This window comes from Rubinisphaera margarita (genome assembly GCF_022267515.1).
Classification (GTDB): Bacteria; Planctomycetota; Planctomycetia; order Planctomycetales; family Planctomycetaceae; genus Rubinisphaera; species Rubinisphaera margarita.
The window spans coordinates 116,187-131,483 of sequence record NZ_JAKFGB010000009.1; the positions used below are offsets into that span (position 1 = coordinate 116,187).

General features: G+C 59.3%; 15 protein-coding genes and 1 tRNA gene. 11 read left to right on the plus strand and 5 right to left on the minus strand.

The genetic code is table 11. The features are described from left to right. The first annotated feature begins 241 nt into the window (after positions 1-241). From L1A08_RS03735 to L1A08_RS03775, 9 genes are all read left to right on the plus strand, one after another. Positions 242-691, plus strand: a complete 450-nt coding sequence (locus L1A08_RS03735; protein ID WP_238754368.1) for a hypothetical protein — start codon at positions 242-244, stop codon at positions 689-691. A gap of 15 nt (positions 692-706) precedes the next feature. After that, entirely contained in the window at positions 707-1,216 is a 510-nt protein-coding gene (locus tag L1A08_RS03740; RefSeq protein WP_238754370.1) for a hypothetical protein, read from the plus strand. 76 nt (positions 1,217-1,292) lie between these two features. Further along, entirely contained in the window at positions 1,293-2,057 is a 765-nt protein-coding gene (locus tag L1A08_RS03745; RefSeq protein ID WP_238754372.1) for a hypothetical protein, read from the plus strand. A 50-nt stretch (positions 2,058-2,107) separates the two neighbouring features. Beyond that, positions 2,108-2,548 carry a hypothetical protein gene (locus L1A08_RS03750; RefSeq protein WP_238754374.1) on the plus strand — a complete coding sequence of 147 codons (441 nt, stop codon included), beginning with the start codon at positions 2,108-2,110 and terminating at the stop codon, positions 2,546-2,548. 265 nt (positions 2,549-2,813) lie between these two features. Beyond that, positions 2,814-4,742: a hypothetical protein gene (locus L1A08_RS03755; protein WP_238754376.1), complete on the plus strand. Its 1,929-nt coding sequence runs from the start codon at positions 2,814-2,816 to the stop codon at positions 4,740-4,742. Between the two features lie 35 nt (positions 4,743-4,777). Beyond that, a complete protein-coding gene (locus L1A08_RS03760) occupies positions 4,778-5,908 on the plus strand; it encodes a hypothetical protein (RefSeq protein ID WP_238754378.1) in 1,131 nt (376 codons plus the stop codon). Next, positions 5,895-6,605 carry a glycosyltransferase family 2 protein gene (locus L1A08_RS03765; RefSeq protein WP_238754380.1) on the plus strand — a complete coding sequence of 237 codons (711 nt, stop codon included), beginning with the start codon at positions 5,895-5,897 and terminating at the stop codon, positions 6,603-6,605. The genes L1A08_RS03760 and L1A08_RS03765 overlap by 14 nt, the downstream gene beginning before the upstream one ends. Next, on the plus strand, positions 6,606-7,556 hold the full coding sequence (locus L1A08_RS03770; protein ID WP_238754382.1) for a glycosyltransferase family 4 protein: 951 nt from the start codon (positions 6,606-6,608) through the stop codon (positions 7,554-7,556). A 146-nt stretch (positions 7,557-7,702) separates the two neighbouring features. Then, the gene (locus L1A08_RS03775; protein ID WP_238754384.1) at positions 7,703-8,926 is read left to right on the plus strand and encodes a DUF1207 domain-containing protein; all 1,224 of its coding nucleotides are present in this window, start codon (positions 7,703-7,705) and stop codon (positions 8,924-8,926) included. A 320-nt stretch (positions 8,927-9,246) separates the two neighbouring features. On the opposite strand, the gene L1A08_RS03780 is transcribed toward L1A08_RS03775, so the two are convergent. The 4 genes from L1A08_RS03780 to L1A08_RS03795 all read right to left on the minus strand — a co-directional run bounded on the left by L1A08_RS03780 (position 9,247) and on the right by L1A08_RS03795 (position 11,010). After that, positions 9,247-9,321: transfer RNA gene (locus L1A08_RS03780), tRNA-Glu, on the minus strand. Between the two features lie 111 nt (positions 9,322-9,432). Continuing rightward, complete coding sequence (gene csrA / locus L1A08_RS03785; protein ID WP_238754386.1) at positions 9,433-9,630, minus strand: carbon storage regulator CsrA; 198 nt, start codon at positions 9,628-9,630, stop codon at positions 9,433-9,435. Positions 9,631-9,949: 319 nt separating this feature from the next. After that, on the minus strand, positions 9,950-10,270 hold the full coding sequence (locus L1A08_RS03790; RefSeq protein ID WP_238754388.1) for an HU family DNA-binding protein: 321 nt from the start codon (positions 10,268-10,270) through the stop codon (positions 9,950-9,952). A gap of 389 nt (positions 10,271-10,659) precedes the next feature. Then, the gene (locus L1A08_RS03795) at positions 10,660-11,010 is read right to left on the minus strand and encodes a PilZ domain-containing protein (RefSeq protein WP_238754390.1); all 351 of its coding nucleotides are present in this window, start codon (positions 11,008-11,010) and stop codon (positions 10,660-10,662) included. A 312-nt stretch (positions 11,011-11,322) separates the two neighbouring features. On the opposite strand from L1A08_RS03795, the gene L1A08_RS03800 reads away from it, so the two are divergent. Both L1A08_RS03800 and hemC read left to right on the plus strand, forming a co-directional pair. Then, on the plus strand, positions 11,323-12,561 hold the full coding sequence (locus L1A08_RS03800; RefSeq protein WP_238754392.1) for an outer membrane protein assembly factor BamB family protein: 1,239 nt from the start codon (positions 11,323-11,325) through the stop codon (positions 12,559-12,561). A gap of 109 nt (positions 12,562-12,670) precedes the next feature. Continuing rightward, entirely contained in the window at positions 12,671-13,669 is a 999-nt protein-coding gene (gene hemC, locus L1A08_RS03805) for a hydroxymethylbilane synthase (RefSeq protein WP_238754394.1), read from the plus strand. Between the two features lie 275 nt (positions 13,670-13,944). Here the strand turns inward: hemC and L1A08_RS03810 are convergent, their stop codons facing one another. Continuing rightward, the gene (locus L1A08_RS03810; protein ID WP_238754396.1) at positions 13,945-15,234 is read right to left on the minus strand and encodes a DUF1501 domain-containing protein; all 1,290 of its coding nucleotides are present in this window, start codon (positions 15,232-15,234) and stop codon (positions 13,945-13,947) included. Positions 15,235-15,297: the final 63 nt, after the last annotated feature.

Here is a 15,297-nt window from a genome sequence, read left to right on the forward strand (position 1 = left end):
AAGGCGGGCGGTCAATTGAGTTGGTGGCGTATGTGAGCGACTTCGTGTGACTTCGTCACCCAGACGTACGCGTCTGGGCCAGACTGGGGTGGATGCACCATGTGGTGGGATACGCCTGCGGCTATGTCAGTCTACGGGAGTTGATGTGATTTGAGCATGCCCAGGCGAGCGTGGGCATGACACCCGTTCTGGGAGAGTCGTTTGGGCGGGTGAGAGCCGGGGCTGTGGGGGGATGATGTTGATGGTTGAGAGTCGGGATCTGTTGCAGAGTTTGATGGGGTTCTGGGAGGAGACGTTCGCGGGTGGGTGTCCGTCGATTTATCCCGGGATGAAGTGCGACTTTACTTCGGAGTCATCCTGGGTGGAGTTGCAGGTGCCGAGTTCTCTGGAGTTGCCGAGTACGCGTGTGGGATTGAAGTCGATGCGGTTTCTCCTCGATGTGCATTGCTTTGCGAAACGCGGGACGGATTTGAAAACGATGCCGGGGCTGGTGGATGCGACTCGTGATGCGATTTCGCGGCGGGTGTGGGCGGTGCGGGACTTTGCGGACGTGGCGAAGCCGGCGGTCGGCTATGCCCGGATGGGTGATGTCGAGGTGCGGGATCTTTCGAGGATTGAGCAGCGGGTGCTGGGGAGCGAGCTTCAGCATGTGCTGGTGAGTGCTCGGGGAATCGCACAGATGATGCAGTGAAAGTGAGGGATGGGAATGGCGGTGACGAACCTGGTGAGGAATCTGCGGGATGCGGAGCTGGTGTTGCAGGACGGGACGCAGCCGACGCCGCAATCGTTGACGGTGTTGCTGGATGAGGGGGACCTGACCTGGACGGAGCGGGTCAACACGATCGAGATCAAGGATCGGGGACGGATTGCGGGAGGGCATCTGCGGAAAGGAGATGAGGCGTCGGTCTCGCTTTCGTTTTCCGCGAAGTGGACGCAGCTGATTGGCAAGGGAGCTGACGGGGCGGATCCACTTCAGTTGTATGAGTTTCTGACGCTGGCTTCGGGGACGGGGGTGGCGAGCACGTCGGCGGATGGCGAGCAGGAGACGTTGACGCTGGAGTTCCGGGTGATTGATCCGGCCGGCGTGGCGAGTGAGAAGGTGGTCTTCGAGAAGGTGTATCGGGAGACGCTGAGTCTTTCGGAAGGGGATGAGTTCAATGTGATCTCGTTCACCGGGAAGGCGTTTGTGGTGGCGCCGGTTGTTTCGAGGATTTAGGCGTTAGGCGCTGGGCGCCAGGCGTTAGGGGGCATGGCACGCGTCTGGCGCGTACTCAAAGCGTATTGGAGAGGTGATGTCGTTTAGTGAGTCGTTGAGTATTCAGATTCTGGCGGACAGTTCTCAGTTTCAGGGGGAACTGGACGAGGTACTGGGGCGGCTGGAGTCTTTGAATGAGCAGTTGAATCGGCTGGGGCAGTCGGGGGCGGCTGTGTCGCGGCTTGGTTCGCAGTTTCGCAGTCTGATGTCGCCGTTGGCTCAGGTGTCGAGTCGGTTGGGCCAGGTGGCGAGTCAGGTGCGACAGTTGAGTGGGATGTCGGTGTCGATTGATGTTTCGCCGGCGATGCAGGCGTTGGGGCAGTTGAGTGCGATGATCGCTCGAGTGGCGGCGCAGCTGGCGTCGCTTTCCGGCGGTGGCGGCGGAGGTGTCGGGGTGCCGCCGGTTGGTGGAGGTACGAATCCGGGCGGCGGTGGTGTGCAGGGGAATGGCGGCGGGGGCGGCGGATCGTCGCGGGTGTCGAATGGCGGGCGAGGGTATTCTTCGGGTGGGATGGTGACGGGACGCTCGGGGATTGATCGGGTGCCGGCCTGGCTGACGGCGGGAGAGTTTGTGCTTCAACAGTCGGCTGTGGCAGAGATCGGAATCGGGCGGCTGGATGATCTCAATCAGGGACGGACGGCGAAGGCGGAGTTGCCTGCGCGGAAGAGTGGCGGTGAGGGTGAGCAGACGGTGAATCAGTTCGGGGAGATTTCGATTCATGTGTCGCAGCCGGTCGATCTGAATGAGCTGGTACGGGATCTGGAGTTTGCGGGGCATCGATTGCGGAATCGCCGCGGGTGAAGCCGTGGTCCGTCCAGTCGGGTTCGGTCTGGTAGAAGCGGGGGGCGAAGATGGGATTGGTGTTCCGGCCGGCGATTCTGAAAGCGGGGACGTTCCATGCGTTGCCGCAACCGATTACGAAGGTGCAGATTCAGGAGAGCTGGGATTTTGAGCGGTATAAGGTGCTGCTGGAAGACGGTGACGGGACGGTTGGGCGATCGCGGAATGGGGTGGATATCACGCTTCACGGGGAAGTGGCCCGGGTTGGCGATCAACTTCTGTTGAGTGAGGTTGAGATGCTGGCCGCCCTGGAGGACCTGAGAGCGGTTTTTCATGCGGACGGGGATGCGTCGTTCTCGGTTTATCTGTACCGCGATGAGGGGGATGAAAGCTCTCGCTACTTCCAGGAGTGCAGTGTGACGCGGTTCGTGTATGACCTGACGCGGCCGGAACTTTATGTGTATTCGCTGGTGTTGCATGCGGATGATCCGGTGTTGCGGGGTGGGGGGTAGGGGCTGGGCGTTAGGCGTTAGGCGCTGGGTGCTGCGTGGAGATTATTCGTTGGGTGGTGTCCGGATGGCTGGGCGGAAACGGGAGTTTCGGGGTTCAGTCTATTGAGGAGGAGTGGTGAGTTATCAGAGGTTGATACTGCACTATGGGCATGACCCGGAGGATTTTCTGGGGGTGTTGTCGCAGAGTGCGGTGAAGCGCTGCTGGTTTGAGTTGCATCGGCAAGGCGGGTGTGGGCCGGGTGAACTCCGGTTGAATCAGGAGTTCATGAGTCGGGATGGGATTGAGCCGGGGCATTGGATTGCGTTTGAGTACTCGACCGGGGTTCGGTGGTACTTTGGACGCGTTGAGCAGGTGGACTGTGATTCTCCAGCAGGGATGCGGGTTCAGCTGGAGGGGGCGGGGGTTGAGCTGACGGAAGTCTTTCCTGGAGCGTTGACCGCGGTTTCGGGCGGGCCGAAGCCTCATCGGTATGGACGGACGGATCAGTTTGGCAACGACCCGAATCACGACGTGGAGTCTCAGGACTATGTGGTCAACTCGGCGGAGTTGATTCGCAAGCTGATTGAGCAGTATGTCGCCGGGAAGACACACATTCTGCATGTTCCTGATCTCATTGAGACGGGCACGCTGGTTGATGACGTGACGACGTTGAAGTTTCACGGCGAGGAGACTGTTCGCAGCGTGATCAAGGACCTGGCTTTGCGAGCCGGGAATGCGAGCTGGGGTGTCGATGCGGAACGGCGGTTCTTCTTTCTGCAGCCTCGTGAGGAATTGCTGGCGACGTACGAGGAACATCGGGATTTGACTCGCCTGGCGAGTTCGCGGTCGCGGGAGCGGCTGTTTAATCGGGTCATGCTGACCGGGGATTACGTTTACGATCGACGGGACGATTCGTCTCAGGTGGCGCGGCGTTCGTTTCGATGGCGGGGGAACTATCGGCAGCCGGCGAGCATTGAGGAGTATGGCGAGCGTCGGATACGAATCTGGATTCCCTGGATCCGGACGCAGGAGGATTCGCGGGCGTTCGTGACGGAGTTCTTTCGTGTGTATGCGCATCCGGTGACCCAGTATGCGTTGCAGACGAAGCCGCAATCGGTGCTGCCAGTTCCCTGGGAGGGGAAGGTTCAGTTGCGGGACCGGAATGGGACGGAACTGGTCACGATGCAGGCGGAGCGAGTTCGCGTGCTGTTCGACCATGCTCCGGTGTTGCAGATTGAGTTGGGGCCGGAAGATCCGAGGAATCTCTGGCCTGAGCCGCCCCATGACGAGCGGTGGGAGCTTCCGGACAGGATTTCGAACTTCGGGGGCTCGGATCTGACGCTCTCCTCGGAGGGCCTGTCGCTGACTGAGAACAGCAATACCGACGGAAGTGGAGTGTCGGAGAGCGAAAGTAGCGAAGGCTTGACTTCGGATGATTCGGCGACGTCAGAGGACTCGGCGACGAGCATTGGATCGGATTTGACGAGCTTAGTCCGCTCGGACTGGAGTTCCCTGGGTTCCAGCGAAGTGAGTGATTCGTGGTCATCGCTGGATTCCGCGAAGGAGAGTGGGAGTTCGGGTGGAACGACGCCGGCATCCACGGAGATGAGCGGCTGGTCGGGCACGTCGGAAGGACCTCTCAGTGAGGAGGGTTCGGCGGGAACTTCTGGAATGAGTGGCGAATCGAGTGAAGCAGTGAGCGAGGAGACGACGGGGAGATCGAGTTGGTCGGCAGAGTCTTCGGCATCCTCGGGCGATGTGGGAACCCGTGATTCTGACTCCGTGACCGCAGACTCCATGATTGATTCTGACCTGACGGAGCCTGTGAGTGCGAGTGAAGGAAGCAGCGACTGGAGTCACTCTGGCGGAACAAGCGATCCGAACACGTCGGGCGGCACAACTGAGGGTGTGGACTCCGGGAGTGACGTCAGTTCGTGGGCGGAGGTGACCAGTTCGGACCACGGAGACGAGTCGAGCTGGGACGAGTCCGGCGTAACGGCATCGGGGTCGTGGGAAGATTCGTCTGAACAGGGTGGGTCGACAGAGCCGGATCTTTCTTCGGGTGCGGACGGGACGGAGACATGGGAAGAGCGTTCTTCCTGGATCGAAGGAAGCCAGAGTGTGGAGAGCAGTGGCTGGCATGGTTCGGACGGGATGTCCTCGGCGGGATTCGAGTCTGAAGGGAGCGCGGACACAGACAGCACCCTGTGGTAGTAGGCAAACGCAACGATCAAACGAAAGAGCGAAGGATGGAAGAAGAGTCACCGGTATTCTTTCGAGCGGGAACGGATCGCGAGCGGATTGCGTCCCAACTGGCGGGTTCCTTCGGCGGTCCCATGCCCAGTGCGTGTTGGCTGATTGGGGGCGGACCGTCTCTAACGGCCGAAGTCGCTGACCAGATTTTGCAGACGCCGATTCCGCGGATGGGGATCAATCTGGCGGGGACCGGGCTCCTGCGTCCGACGTTTTGGACGGCGTACGATCCGACCGTGCGATTCCTGAAATCGGTTTATCTGGATCCCGGCATCATGAAGTTTGTGCACGAGCGGCGGGCGATGGACCTGGTTCCGGAGACGACCTACAAAGTGTGCGAATGTCCGAATCTGTACTTCTTCGAAGGAGATCGCCACCGTGGCTTTCAGCGATTTGTCAGTGAATCGCATCGAAGGATTGTCGACTGGAACGACAGCTTCGTGCAGGCGATCGATATCCTGTTTCAGCTGGGGTTTCGCAGGATTTATCTGGCTGGGTGCGATCTTCATATCAAGGCCTCGGCGGAGCTGTGTCGTATGTCTCTGGAAAAGGGTGCGAAGCTGCCGAATGGGAAAGCGCTGGCGGATGTGACGGCTGCGTGTGAAAAGGCAGGGGTGTCGCGACGCGAACTGATTCGATGTGCACCGGGCCAGCTGTATCACTTTGAGCAAAGAAAATCGTTTCAAGCCGCAGTGGCGACTGATCAGCACTACATGAGGGTTGTGCAATATCTGCGGCTGGCGCGACGCTCGATGACCATGGCCGGACTGGAGTTGGTGTCCGTTACGCCGGGAAGCCGTCTGAACGATTATTTCCCGTATCGCGACATCGCCGAAGTCGTCGGCGACTTGACTGGATTGATTGGGCCACTCAGCGAGCCGACAGTTGGGCTATATGAACGGACCGAGCCGCGACTGCCGGCACTGCAGTGGACCATGCGGGATTTCCGTCCGCTGCACTGGTCACCGGACGGGAAGGATCGGCCGATTGCGTGTGAACAGATGGCAGACGATGAGCCCGCCGACGATGAAGCCGATCTGCCACTGCGGATGATGGATCAAGACGTCCGTCGAAGAGAGATTCAACGCATGCAGCGCGAGTCGGTGGAGATCAATGAAGTCGGATAAATGTCTCTGCCAGCAGCTGACGGTTGTAATTCCTCAGTACAACGCCTGGGAGGAAACAATTTCCTGTTGTTCTTCACTCTGGCGGCACCATGAGGGAGCGGTGAATGTTGTCGTGGTTGATGACGGGAGTGCACCTGTTGAGGCGGAGTGCGCCCGGAGATACCTGGGGCACAAAGTAACGGTTCTTTCGCAGCCCCATCAGGGAGTAACGTCTGCCTGGAACCTGGGGCTTCAGGCGGTGCGAACGTCTTACGCTGTGCTTCTGAATAATGACGCGATGACGCTGCAGCCATGGATTGGGACGGCCGTTCGCCTCCTGGAAGAGAACCCTCGTCAGTTGTTGGGAGCCGAGCGTCGACGGGAACGGCTGCTCGATCGGATCGCGATGTTCGATCCTGGGACGGATTGGTCTTCGATGCTGGCCGGCTGGTGTGTGGGCTTCAGTATGAAGCTCTTTGCAGAGGTCGGGCGGTTCGACGAGGCGATGTCTCTGTACTGGTCGGATACGGACTGGCAGCTTCGGTGGAGAGCGCTGCTGGGGGTCGCTGCGAGTTCGCGCCTGCTCCCGAAGGGGGTGCTGAGGCATCGCGGGCACCAGTCGACGCAACGAGTTCACGAGCGTTCCGTGTTGTGGCAGCGTGACCGCAGCCGCTTTCTTTTGAAGTGGGCCGGGGATGCGGCTGTTGGGAGAGGCTAGATGCGGCTGCTGCAATATTGCAACGTGGGCAACATTGTTGGAGGGACCGCGGCTTGTGCCTGGTCCGTCACTCGGGCACTTCCGGAGGTGGAACATCACGTTCTTTTTCGAAGTCCTCCGACGCGGGTGACTCAGATCGCCTTTCGGCATTGCCGGATTGAGCATGCCAGGCAACTGGAGTGGACCGACGCGGTCAGGTCCGCTGATCTCGTGCTGCTGCATAACATCTCCAGTCGCGAGGTGCATTGGAATAGTGGTGCCGATCTGCCTTCGGTTCCGATCGTGCAGTATGTGCATTCTTCGGCTCGCGGACATGCGGCGGCTCATCGAACCGCCTGTTGCTCGCAATACCTCCGTGAACTGCTGGGACAACGAGAGTGGAGTGTTCTGCATCAGGGGGTGCCGCTTGCTCCGATTGAAGGACGCACGAGGGCGACCGACGGTTTCAAAGTCGGGCGGATCTGCACGCCGACTGCTCGAAAGTGGCCCGAGGCTCTGATTGAGTTCTATGACACTCTGGCCCGGCGACATCCTGCAGTTGAGTGGGAGTTCGTCGGTTGTCCAGAGGAGCTGAAAGATCGACTGGCCGAAGCCTGTGGTGGTCGAGTCGCGTTTCATAACGCCGAATTTGGAGCACGAAGTCGGCTTCACGAGTGGCACGCAATGCTCTATCACCATCCCGACCTCAGGGAGACGTTCGGTCGAACAGTGGCTGAGGCAATGCGGTGCGGATGCGTACCGATTGTCGACGATGCAGGTGGTTTCTGTGAGCAACTTGGCGAGACGGATGGCTTCCTGTGTCGGACGACTGACGATTTCAGTGACGCTGTCGCAGCTCTGATGAGCCGGTCGGAATGGCGGAAGCGAGCGGATCGATGTCGCGAGAGAGCTGACCAATTTTCGCTGCGAGCCTTCCGTGGCCGGCTGCTGGATGTGTTCAAGTCGTTGTAAGAGCTACAAAAAAGGAGTCCCCCTTGTGTCGTAAACACCCAGGATTCGGGGGCCGTTGATTCCTCTGGTGCGATGCGGATTGATGGGGTATAAGGCCCAGCCCTTCCTTTGAACATCCCCTCCCAAGACCGATCTCAGGTTCTTCGATGTGCCGTTTCCCCAGCTGTATTGACGTGGCCCGGCGATTCTGCGGGCTCATCATCTGCCTGTTTGCGAGCCCGGCTGCGAGTCTTGCCCAGTTGCATTCGCCCCAGCCGCACGCTGCCGGTCCGCCGACATCGAGCTATCGCCAAACGGCTGCGACAGAGCCGGTCCTTCGTCCGTCGATGCCGCCGGCGCCGCCTGCACAAAGTCCGTATGGTCCACCCGGGAACTATCGGGGAACAGATTCCAGTGTTCCTCAGCCCCCGGTTGTTCTGCCGATGCCCGGAGGCCACACCTTTCAGGAAGGCCCGGGACACGGAGGCCACGGTGAAGTCTATCAATCTCCTTATGAACTCAACTTCGACGGGGCGGCTCCGCCGCGTGGCCCGGTCGATCTCCCTTACTCGCTGGATTCACACGGTAGCCGTGACGAGTACTGCCTCCCGTATCAGGGGAGCGAGTATTATCAGTGGACCTTGCTGCCGTCCGATTTACTGTACAGTTCCTATCTCGGAGCACCCCGTGAGCCGCGACTGGCTCAGTCGCTGTTGTACCTGAACGGAACCGGCTGGATCTGGGAGCTGGAAGCCGGGGGCCGGGCGGGAATTATGCGATACGGCACGGCTCGCGAAGATCACAACGAGGGCTGGCAGCTGGATGTCTGGGGCGGAGCATTTCCTCGCCTTGTATTTGGTGAGAATCTCGACCTGGATGCCGTGGACTTCAAAGTCGGTGTCCCGTTGACCTGGCGGCAGGGTCAGTTTCAGGCGAAACTCGAATGGTATCACATCAGTTCTCACCTCGGTGATGAGTTCCTGCTGCGGAACCCGACCTATCCGCGGCTCGATTATCTGCGGGATTCGATCGTCCTGGGGGGCGGGTATTTCCCGGTCCCTGAGTTGCGTCTCTATGCCGAAGCGGACTACGCCTACAACAAGAACGGAGGGGCGGAGCCGTGGCACTTCCAGTTCGGAGTCGATTATTCGCCGATTTGCACGACGCCCATCAGTCGGCCCGATCCGTTCTTTGCGGTTAGCGGGCTGATTCGCGAAGAAGTAAGATGGAGCGGCGGCGTGAATGTCGTGACGGGCGTGCAGTGGCGGGGCGTCGAAAAAGAAAGCCTGTTCCGCATCGGACTGCAGTACTACAACGGGCAGTCGCTTCAGCTTTCGTTCCTGAATGACTGGGAACAGCTGTACGGCATCGGCATGTGGTACGACTTCTAAAGCATTGTCATGCTTCTCCTGCAGTCGCTCGGCGGCCATCCTCTGCCATGCTGAGTTTGCTCCGGCAAACGCCTGCCGTCGAATATTGAGTCTGCTCTGAAAGCCGACTGCTCGACCCCTGGCCGGCGTAGCCCTCACTTGAGATTGGGCTGAAATGCGGGTCAGGCCGCGAACTGATCGGCGACCCCATTCCCGTGAGCCTGCTGTTGCCGCGAGTAGCCTGCTCCACGAGACATCGGAGGACAGAGCTCAACGATGTGCCTTCCGAGTAGCATTCGAGTCGCGCATAAAAAATCCCTCCCGAGATCTCGGGAGGGAAATGACCCCAGGGGGATTTGAACCCCCGTTATCGGACTGAAAATCCGGTGTCCTAGGCCTGACTAGACGATGGGGCCGGGTAGCTTATTGACTCGGATGAGTAATCATCCGGGATGATTTAGGTTTTCGGCAATTAACCGCAGATGCCTTGAGCCAAAGTGAGGTGGGTTTCGAGGTGAGACACGCTGTCAGGTGACAGGTTCGTCAACATCTTTGGCTTCGAGCTGGGCTTTGATTGCTTCGTAAACTTCGCTGCGATGGATCGAAACGTCTTTGGGAGCTTCGATTCCCAGGCGTACTTTATCACCTCGAATATCGACAACCGTGATCACAATCCGATCATCGATCACGATGCTCTCATTTTTTTTCCGTGACAGGACCAGCATCTTGCTCTTCCTCCGCCGCAATTCGTGCGAAACTCTCTGAATTCAATCGACGACATCCACTGACCTAACGTAACCGGATTATACTGGTACGGTGATTGCTGGCAAGCCTTCTCGCCCCAATTTTTTCTCCAAACGCTGAAGAGAGGTTTAAGGCCGGTCTCGTCAGGATGTGGCGATCAAACAGTGGCAGGCTGTCAACGGGTCGGATGCGACACTGAGAGTCGCCGGATCAGGCCAGGCAGCCACCTGTCGGCTGCCTGCAGTCTGGTCCGTTGAAATTGCGGAAGCGGCTGAACAAGAGCCTCGTCCTGATGGTCGTTTAGACCATATCCTTCAGCCCCTTGAGAGGGCGAACTTTGACCACGTTGCGGGCCGGCTTGGCTTTGACTTCCATCATTTCGCCCGGTTTGAACGGATTCGGGCGCTGGGTGGCTTTCGTGGCTGGCTTGCGGGTCACTTGAATCTTGAAGAGACCGGGCATGTTGAACACTCCGGGGCCCTTCTTGCCGAGATTCTGCTCAATCAGCGAGTTGAGGGAATCCAGAACGGAGCTGACTTCCTTCTTGCTGAGACCTGTCGACTCCGACAGGGAATTGAGAATTTCCGTTTTCGACATTGGCTTTTCTTGTTTCGCAGCCATGCGAGCCTCCAATAGGGGTGCGTTACAAACTTCGTTGATAATCGTGGTGCGTCGTTCGAATCGAACAAAGAGACCGTAGTAAAGTACGCGCGGGGCCTATTGTCAATCAATACAGCACGAAAAGGCCCTAAAAACAGGAGAATCCGCACGAGATGGATAAAAAGAATGACCCGAATAAGGGCTTGCAAGGGCTCCGATTTCGCGCAGGAGGAGCGGCTCACAGCGCGGCTCGGCGGTCAGATCCGACCGGAATCCGACCGGGAATCAGGAGCGGTGCGAGCAGGTGAACAGAAGGGGCACGCGATCAGGTACGAAGCCGATCAACGAGGCTGTCCGACTTTCAATGTGTCCACTGCAGAGGAGTCCACTGCCGTAGGGCAGGGTGGCTGTTAATTCTCTTCCTTCGCGAGAAACTCGCCGCCGCTGATGAACATGCCGCGGTCGCAGGGGGTACACCATTTGATTTCGACGCGGTAGTCGAACTGGCGGTTCTCGCTGGCCATTTTTACGGTCACTTCGCCGGGCTGAAGAGCTCCGCGATGCAGCAGGCCCAAGCCGAAACGGCTGATCTCACGCGTCACCGCGGAGATGGTGTTGCCGCGGCTCGTTACGATTTCCGCAGGCACCGACAGTTCGAGCCGGTCGACAGCCCGAACGTTATCTGAACCCGGTTTTCCGATACTTTCCAGGATTTGACGAAGGTCTTCGAGGGAAGGGCGGCTCCATGGATCGGATGACATGGGAGAGACTCCTGGGCAACATAGGGTTCACGGGATCGCAGTGCTGGCTGCTCAACTATATGTCACGAATTGAACGTTGTCCTGAATTCGCTTCCGCGCCGGTGCAGGGAGCATTAACTGCCTGGGCGGATGCCGGATAGAGCGGTTGATTGGAGAGAGGCGATTCTGCAAATCCCCCTTCTCACCGTCGGTGATTTCCCTCCAGTTTCCAGCGGTACGGATCGTGCCGGATCGGGTTCCAATCTGGTATAACTGGGTGTCACCCCTCTTGAGGTTTGCAGCATTCACATCCTCCCGACAGGAGCCGCGTCCATGAAGGCCCTTGCCAGTCTCGCACTTGTTGTCCTGCTGACACTCTCGGTTCAGGCCGAGGAGTGGCCCCGGTTTCGAGGCCCGGAAGGGCGGGGTGTCGTCTCCAATGTGGCGTGGTCGGGGACGTTCTCTGAGCAACCGGTGGCGTGGCGAACGGCTCTGCCCGGAACGGGAGTTTCTTCGCCGGTGATCGCCGGAGAAAAGGTATTCGTTACGGGCGCGGATGAGGCGTCCAGCCAGCGGGTTCTGCTCTGTCTTGATCTGACGACGGGAGATGAAATCTGGCGGAAGGGATTCCCCTTCGCGGCTTATAAGAAGCACAAGAACAATGCGTTTGCAGCCAGCACGCCGGCCATCGATGGCAATCGACTCTTTGTCCTCTGGCAGGATCCAGAGAACTCCGTTCTGAATGCCTTCACGCTCGATGGGGAATCGCTCTGGGAATTCGGACTCGGTCCTTATACGCACGGGCAGGGGGGAGCCAGTTCGCCGATGGTCTTTGAGGACGTCGTGTACGTGGCTCACGATCAGAAGCAGCCGAGCTTTCTCGTGGCGATTTCTGCTGAGACGGGAGAAGAACTCTGGCGGCTCGATCGAAAAGGGGAACGCGCCTGCTATCCCACGCCCGGACTCTTTCAGGCTGCCGATGGCTCTCCGGAAATCGTCTTCTCTCATTGCTTCGAAGGTGTGATTGGCGTCAAGCCGAAGAGCGGTGAGGTCCTCTGGGAAATCGCTCCGTTCGGTGACTTTTCGCAGCGGGCAATTCTGTCGCCCTTTGTGACGGAGCAGGGGTTGCTGATTACCGGAAGCGGAGCCCAGGGAGGCGAGAGAAACGTCGTTGTGCTCCGTCGCAACGCGGGAGGCGAGCAGGGTATTGAGGAGGCGTACCGCATCGAGCGGGGGGCTCCGCATGTGCCCACTCCCGTCGAGAAGGAGGGATTGCTTTACCTGTGGGGCGATCTGGGAATTGTCACCTGCGTGGAAGCAGCGACTGGACGGAAAGTCTGGCAGCATCGCGTCGGCGGCAACTACTTCGCATCGCCAATCTGTGTGGGGGAGAACGTGTTGAACGTCGATACCGATGGCAACCTCGTGGTTCTGGCGACCGGACGCGAGGCGATCGAGCGGAGCCGCGTCGCTCTGGAGGAAGAATCCCGGGCTACCCCGGCCTTTGCAGACGGACGGCTGATCGTGCGGACGAAATCGCACGTTGTCTGTCTGCCAGTCGTCGGTCCCTAGTTTTCCTCCGGGCTCCCCGATTACGATGCGGTTTCGGCCGCTGGTGCCGTCCGTGTTGAAGAAATGTGATCTCGATCGAGAGGTCGACAGCAGTGATTGAGTAAGAGCTATGAAGCAGATCCGGATCGCAACTCGAGCAAGTCAACTGGCGCTGTGGCAGGCGAATCACGTCGCCGATCTGATACGCGCCGTCGACCCCGAACTCGATGTCCAACTCGTCGACGTGACCACTCGCGGCGACGCCGATCAGACGCAGCCGCTGCACCAGATGGGCGGTACGGGCGTCTTCACCCGCGAAGTCCAGCGAGCCATTCTGGAAAACCGGGCCGACATTGCCGTGCATAGCCTGAAGGATCTGCCGACCGAGATTCTGGAGCCGGATCTTATTCTGGCCGGCATTCCGGAGCGGGAAGTGAAGTGGGATGCTCTCGTGCTTCCGGCGAGCCGCAAAGAAGAGAAGGTAGATCCCGCCAACCCGCTGGCCGTCCTGCCGGAGAACGCGAAGATTGGAACGGGAAGCCTTCGCCGTCAGGCGCAACTTCTTGCGACTCGTCCTGATCTTCAACTGGCGGAGATCCGGGGGAACTTGAACACGCGGCTCAAGAAGCTCGACGATGGTGAGTACGATGCTCTTATTCTCGCCTCAGCCGGTCTGCTCCGCCTCGGATGGCACGATCGCCTTTCCTGCCGTTTGCAGCCTCCGGTGATGTTCCCTGCGGTCGGGCAGGGAGCCTTGGGACTCGAATGCCGGCGTGACAACAGGCCCGTCATTGATCTGCTGCGAGAGCTGACGGAAGCCGACGTCTGTCTGGCCACCACAGCCGAGCGGGCTCTCCTGGCCGCTCTGAGAGCCGGCTGCCATGCGCCGGTGGGCGTTGACTGCCGGCTTGATGAAGATGTCACCGAGCTGCTGCTGACCGGCGTCGTGCTGTCTCGCGACGGGACTGTGAAACTCGAAGCCACAGCCGGCATGCCCGTCGGGCGTGATGCCCTCACTCACGAGTACTTCGATGCCGCCTGCGAGAACGCCCGCAATCTCGGAGCCGAAGTTGCCCGCGAACTCGTTGAGCAGGGCGCCGCGGAACTGATCGAGCAACGCCCGGAGTGAGTGGCTGATAACAGGCTCTCCTGATTGAGCTGGCCCAGACGTGCACGTCTGGGGGGCGAAGTCCCAGGAAGCTGCTGTTCATCGCTGGAGCAAATTCGAAATTCGACTGCAGGCTGCCAGTGCACTGCAGAGAACGTCGGTCAGCGATCTCTTGTGGCTCCGCCACTCAGACGCACGCGCCTGAGCCATCCGGAAAATCCGGCGGGCTTCCCCTCACAAAAAAAGCACGCCTGCGATTGCAGACGTGCTTTTTGCTTTCAGGTCGTTGCGTTGAACTACGCCAGGATCTTCGAAATCGGAGCTCCGTCGTGAGCGACGCGGAATGGGCGTCCGTTCGGAGCAATGATTTCCTTGCTCAGGTCCAGACCCATCGCCGTGGCGATTGTGGCATTGAAGTCGGAGACGGCCACGGGATCGTCGATGGTGTACTTACCCTCTTCGTCCGAGGCTCCGTAGACCTGTCCGCCCTTGATGCCGGCTCCGGCCAGGAAGCTTGAGAAGGCAGCAGGGTGGTGGTCGCGACCGGCGTTCTGGTTGATCCGCGGCGTGCGGCCGAACTCAGTCGTCAGGACGACCATCGTGTCCTTCAACAGGCCACGCTGTTCCAGATCCTTAAGAAGAGCTGAGACAGACTTGTCGATCCGACCGAGGGCATCCGGCAGCTTTTCATAGATGTCGGTGTGCATGTCCCAGCCACCGATGCTCACTTCGACGAAGCGAACGTTCTTCTCGACCAGTCGGCGGGCCAGCAGACAGCCCTGTCCGAAGCGGTCCATGCCGTATTCATCGCGAATGGCCTGATCTTCTTCGGAGAGATCGAACACCTTCAGCTCATCGCTGGACAGCAGTGTGCTGGCCTGCTGGTAGAAGTTGTTGTACGCATCGACCTTGGTCTGCTTGAACTTGTTCTGGAAGTTCTTGTCGAACTTGTTGATCAGATCAATCCGGCGATGGAACGAATCTTCAGTCAGGTAGTCCGGAGCGGTCGTGTTTTCCAGACCTCGCAGCGGATCACCAACCGGCAGTGGGCTCGTCCCTGGATCGAGATAACCGGCGGCCGGGTGACGGGCTTCCGGGTTCACGACCACGTTGTCCGGCAGCATCCGGTTGCGGCGACCGTGCATATGGATCGCCATGGCGCCCATGTGCGGATGGCGAATCGAGCTGATCTCCTTGTAGCTGGTCCGCATCAGATAGCGGGCCCCTTCGTGGTCGCCGGTCTCGGTGTACATCGAGTTAATGACGGCCATCTTGTCGGCGTGGGTCGCCAGGCCTGGCAGCAGGCTGCCGAACTGGATGCCCGGTACCTTGGTCTTGATGGCCTCGGTTTCACCCCGAACATCGCTGTTCTTTTTCATGTCGAACGTGTCCAGATGGGACATCGCACCGGACATGAACAGATAGATGACGTTCTTGGCTTTCACTTCGTCACCACCCGACGGTGCGGCGTGAGCGAATTGCGAGAGCAGAGGGAACGCCGTCACGCCCAGGCAGGACTTGGCGGCAAATTCAAGAAACTGACGACGGTTCGGCTCTTCCGTCCGACGCAACAGATCCGTAAGCATATCTGAAATTCCTTGGCAGGAGATTGTGTATTGTATCCGCGGAAACTCTGCCGACTCTTCGCG

Coding starts and splice junctions, on each gene's coding strand:
- L1A08_RS03735 (WP_238754368.1), top strand. CDS start 242: ATGGTTGAGAGTCGGGATCTGTTGCAGAGTTTGATGGGGTTCTGGGAG.
- L1A08_RS03740 (WP_238754370.1), top strand. CDS start 707: ATGGCGGTGACGAACCTGGTGAGGAATCTGCGGGATGCGGAGCTGGTG.
- L1A08_RS03745 (WP_238754372.1), top strand. CDS start 1,293: ATGTCGTTTAGTGAGTCGTTGAGTATTCAGATTCTGGCGGACAGTTCT.
- L1A08_RS03750 (WP_238754374.1), top strand. CDS start 2,108: ATGGGATTGGTGTTCCGGCCGGCGATTCTGAAAGCGGGGACGTTCCAT.
- L1A08_RS03755 (WP_238754376.1), top strand. CDS start 2,814: ATGAGTCGGGATGGGATTGAGCCGGGGCATTGGATTGCGTTTGAGTAC.
- L1A08_RS03760 (WP_238754378.1), top strand. CDS start 4,778: ATGGAAGAAGAGTCACCGGTATTCTTTCGAGCGGGAACGGATCGCGAG.
- L1A08_RS03765 (WP_238754380.1), top strand. CDS start 5,895: ATGAAGTCGGATAAATGTCTCTGCCAGCAGCTGACGGTTGTAATTCCT.
- L1A08_RS03770 (WP_238754382.1), top strand. CDS start 6,606: ATGCGGCTGCTGCAATATTGCAACGTGGGCAACATTGTTGGAGGGACC.
- L1A08_RS03775 (WP_238754384.1), top strand. CDS start 7,703: ATGTGCCGTTTCCCCAGCTGTATTGACGTGGCCCGGCGATTCTGCGGG.
- csrA (WP_238754386.1), bottom strand. CDS start 9,630: ATGCTGGTCCTGTCACGGAAAAAAAATGAGAGCATCGTGATCGATGAT.
- L1A08_RS03790 (WP_238754388.1), bottom strand. CDS start 10,270: ATGGCTGCGAAACAAGAAAAGCCAATGTCGAAAACGGAAATTCTCAAT.
- L1A08_RS03795 (WP_238754390.1), bottom strand. CDS start 11,010: ATGTCATCCGATCCATGGAGCCGCCCTTCCCTCGAAGACCTTCGTCAA.
- L1A08_RS03800 (WP_238754392.1), top strand. CDS start 11,323: ATGAAGGCCCTTGCCAGTCTCGCACTTGTTGTCCTGCTGACACTCTCG.
- hemC (WP_238754394.1), top strand. CDS start 12,671: ATGAAGCAGATCCGGATCGCAACTCGAGCAAGTCAACTGGCGCTGTGG.
- L1A08_RS03810 (WP_238754396.1), bottom strand. CDS start 15,234: ATGCTTACGGATCTGTTGCGTCGGACGGAAGAGCCGAACCGTCGTCAG.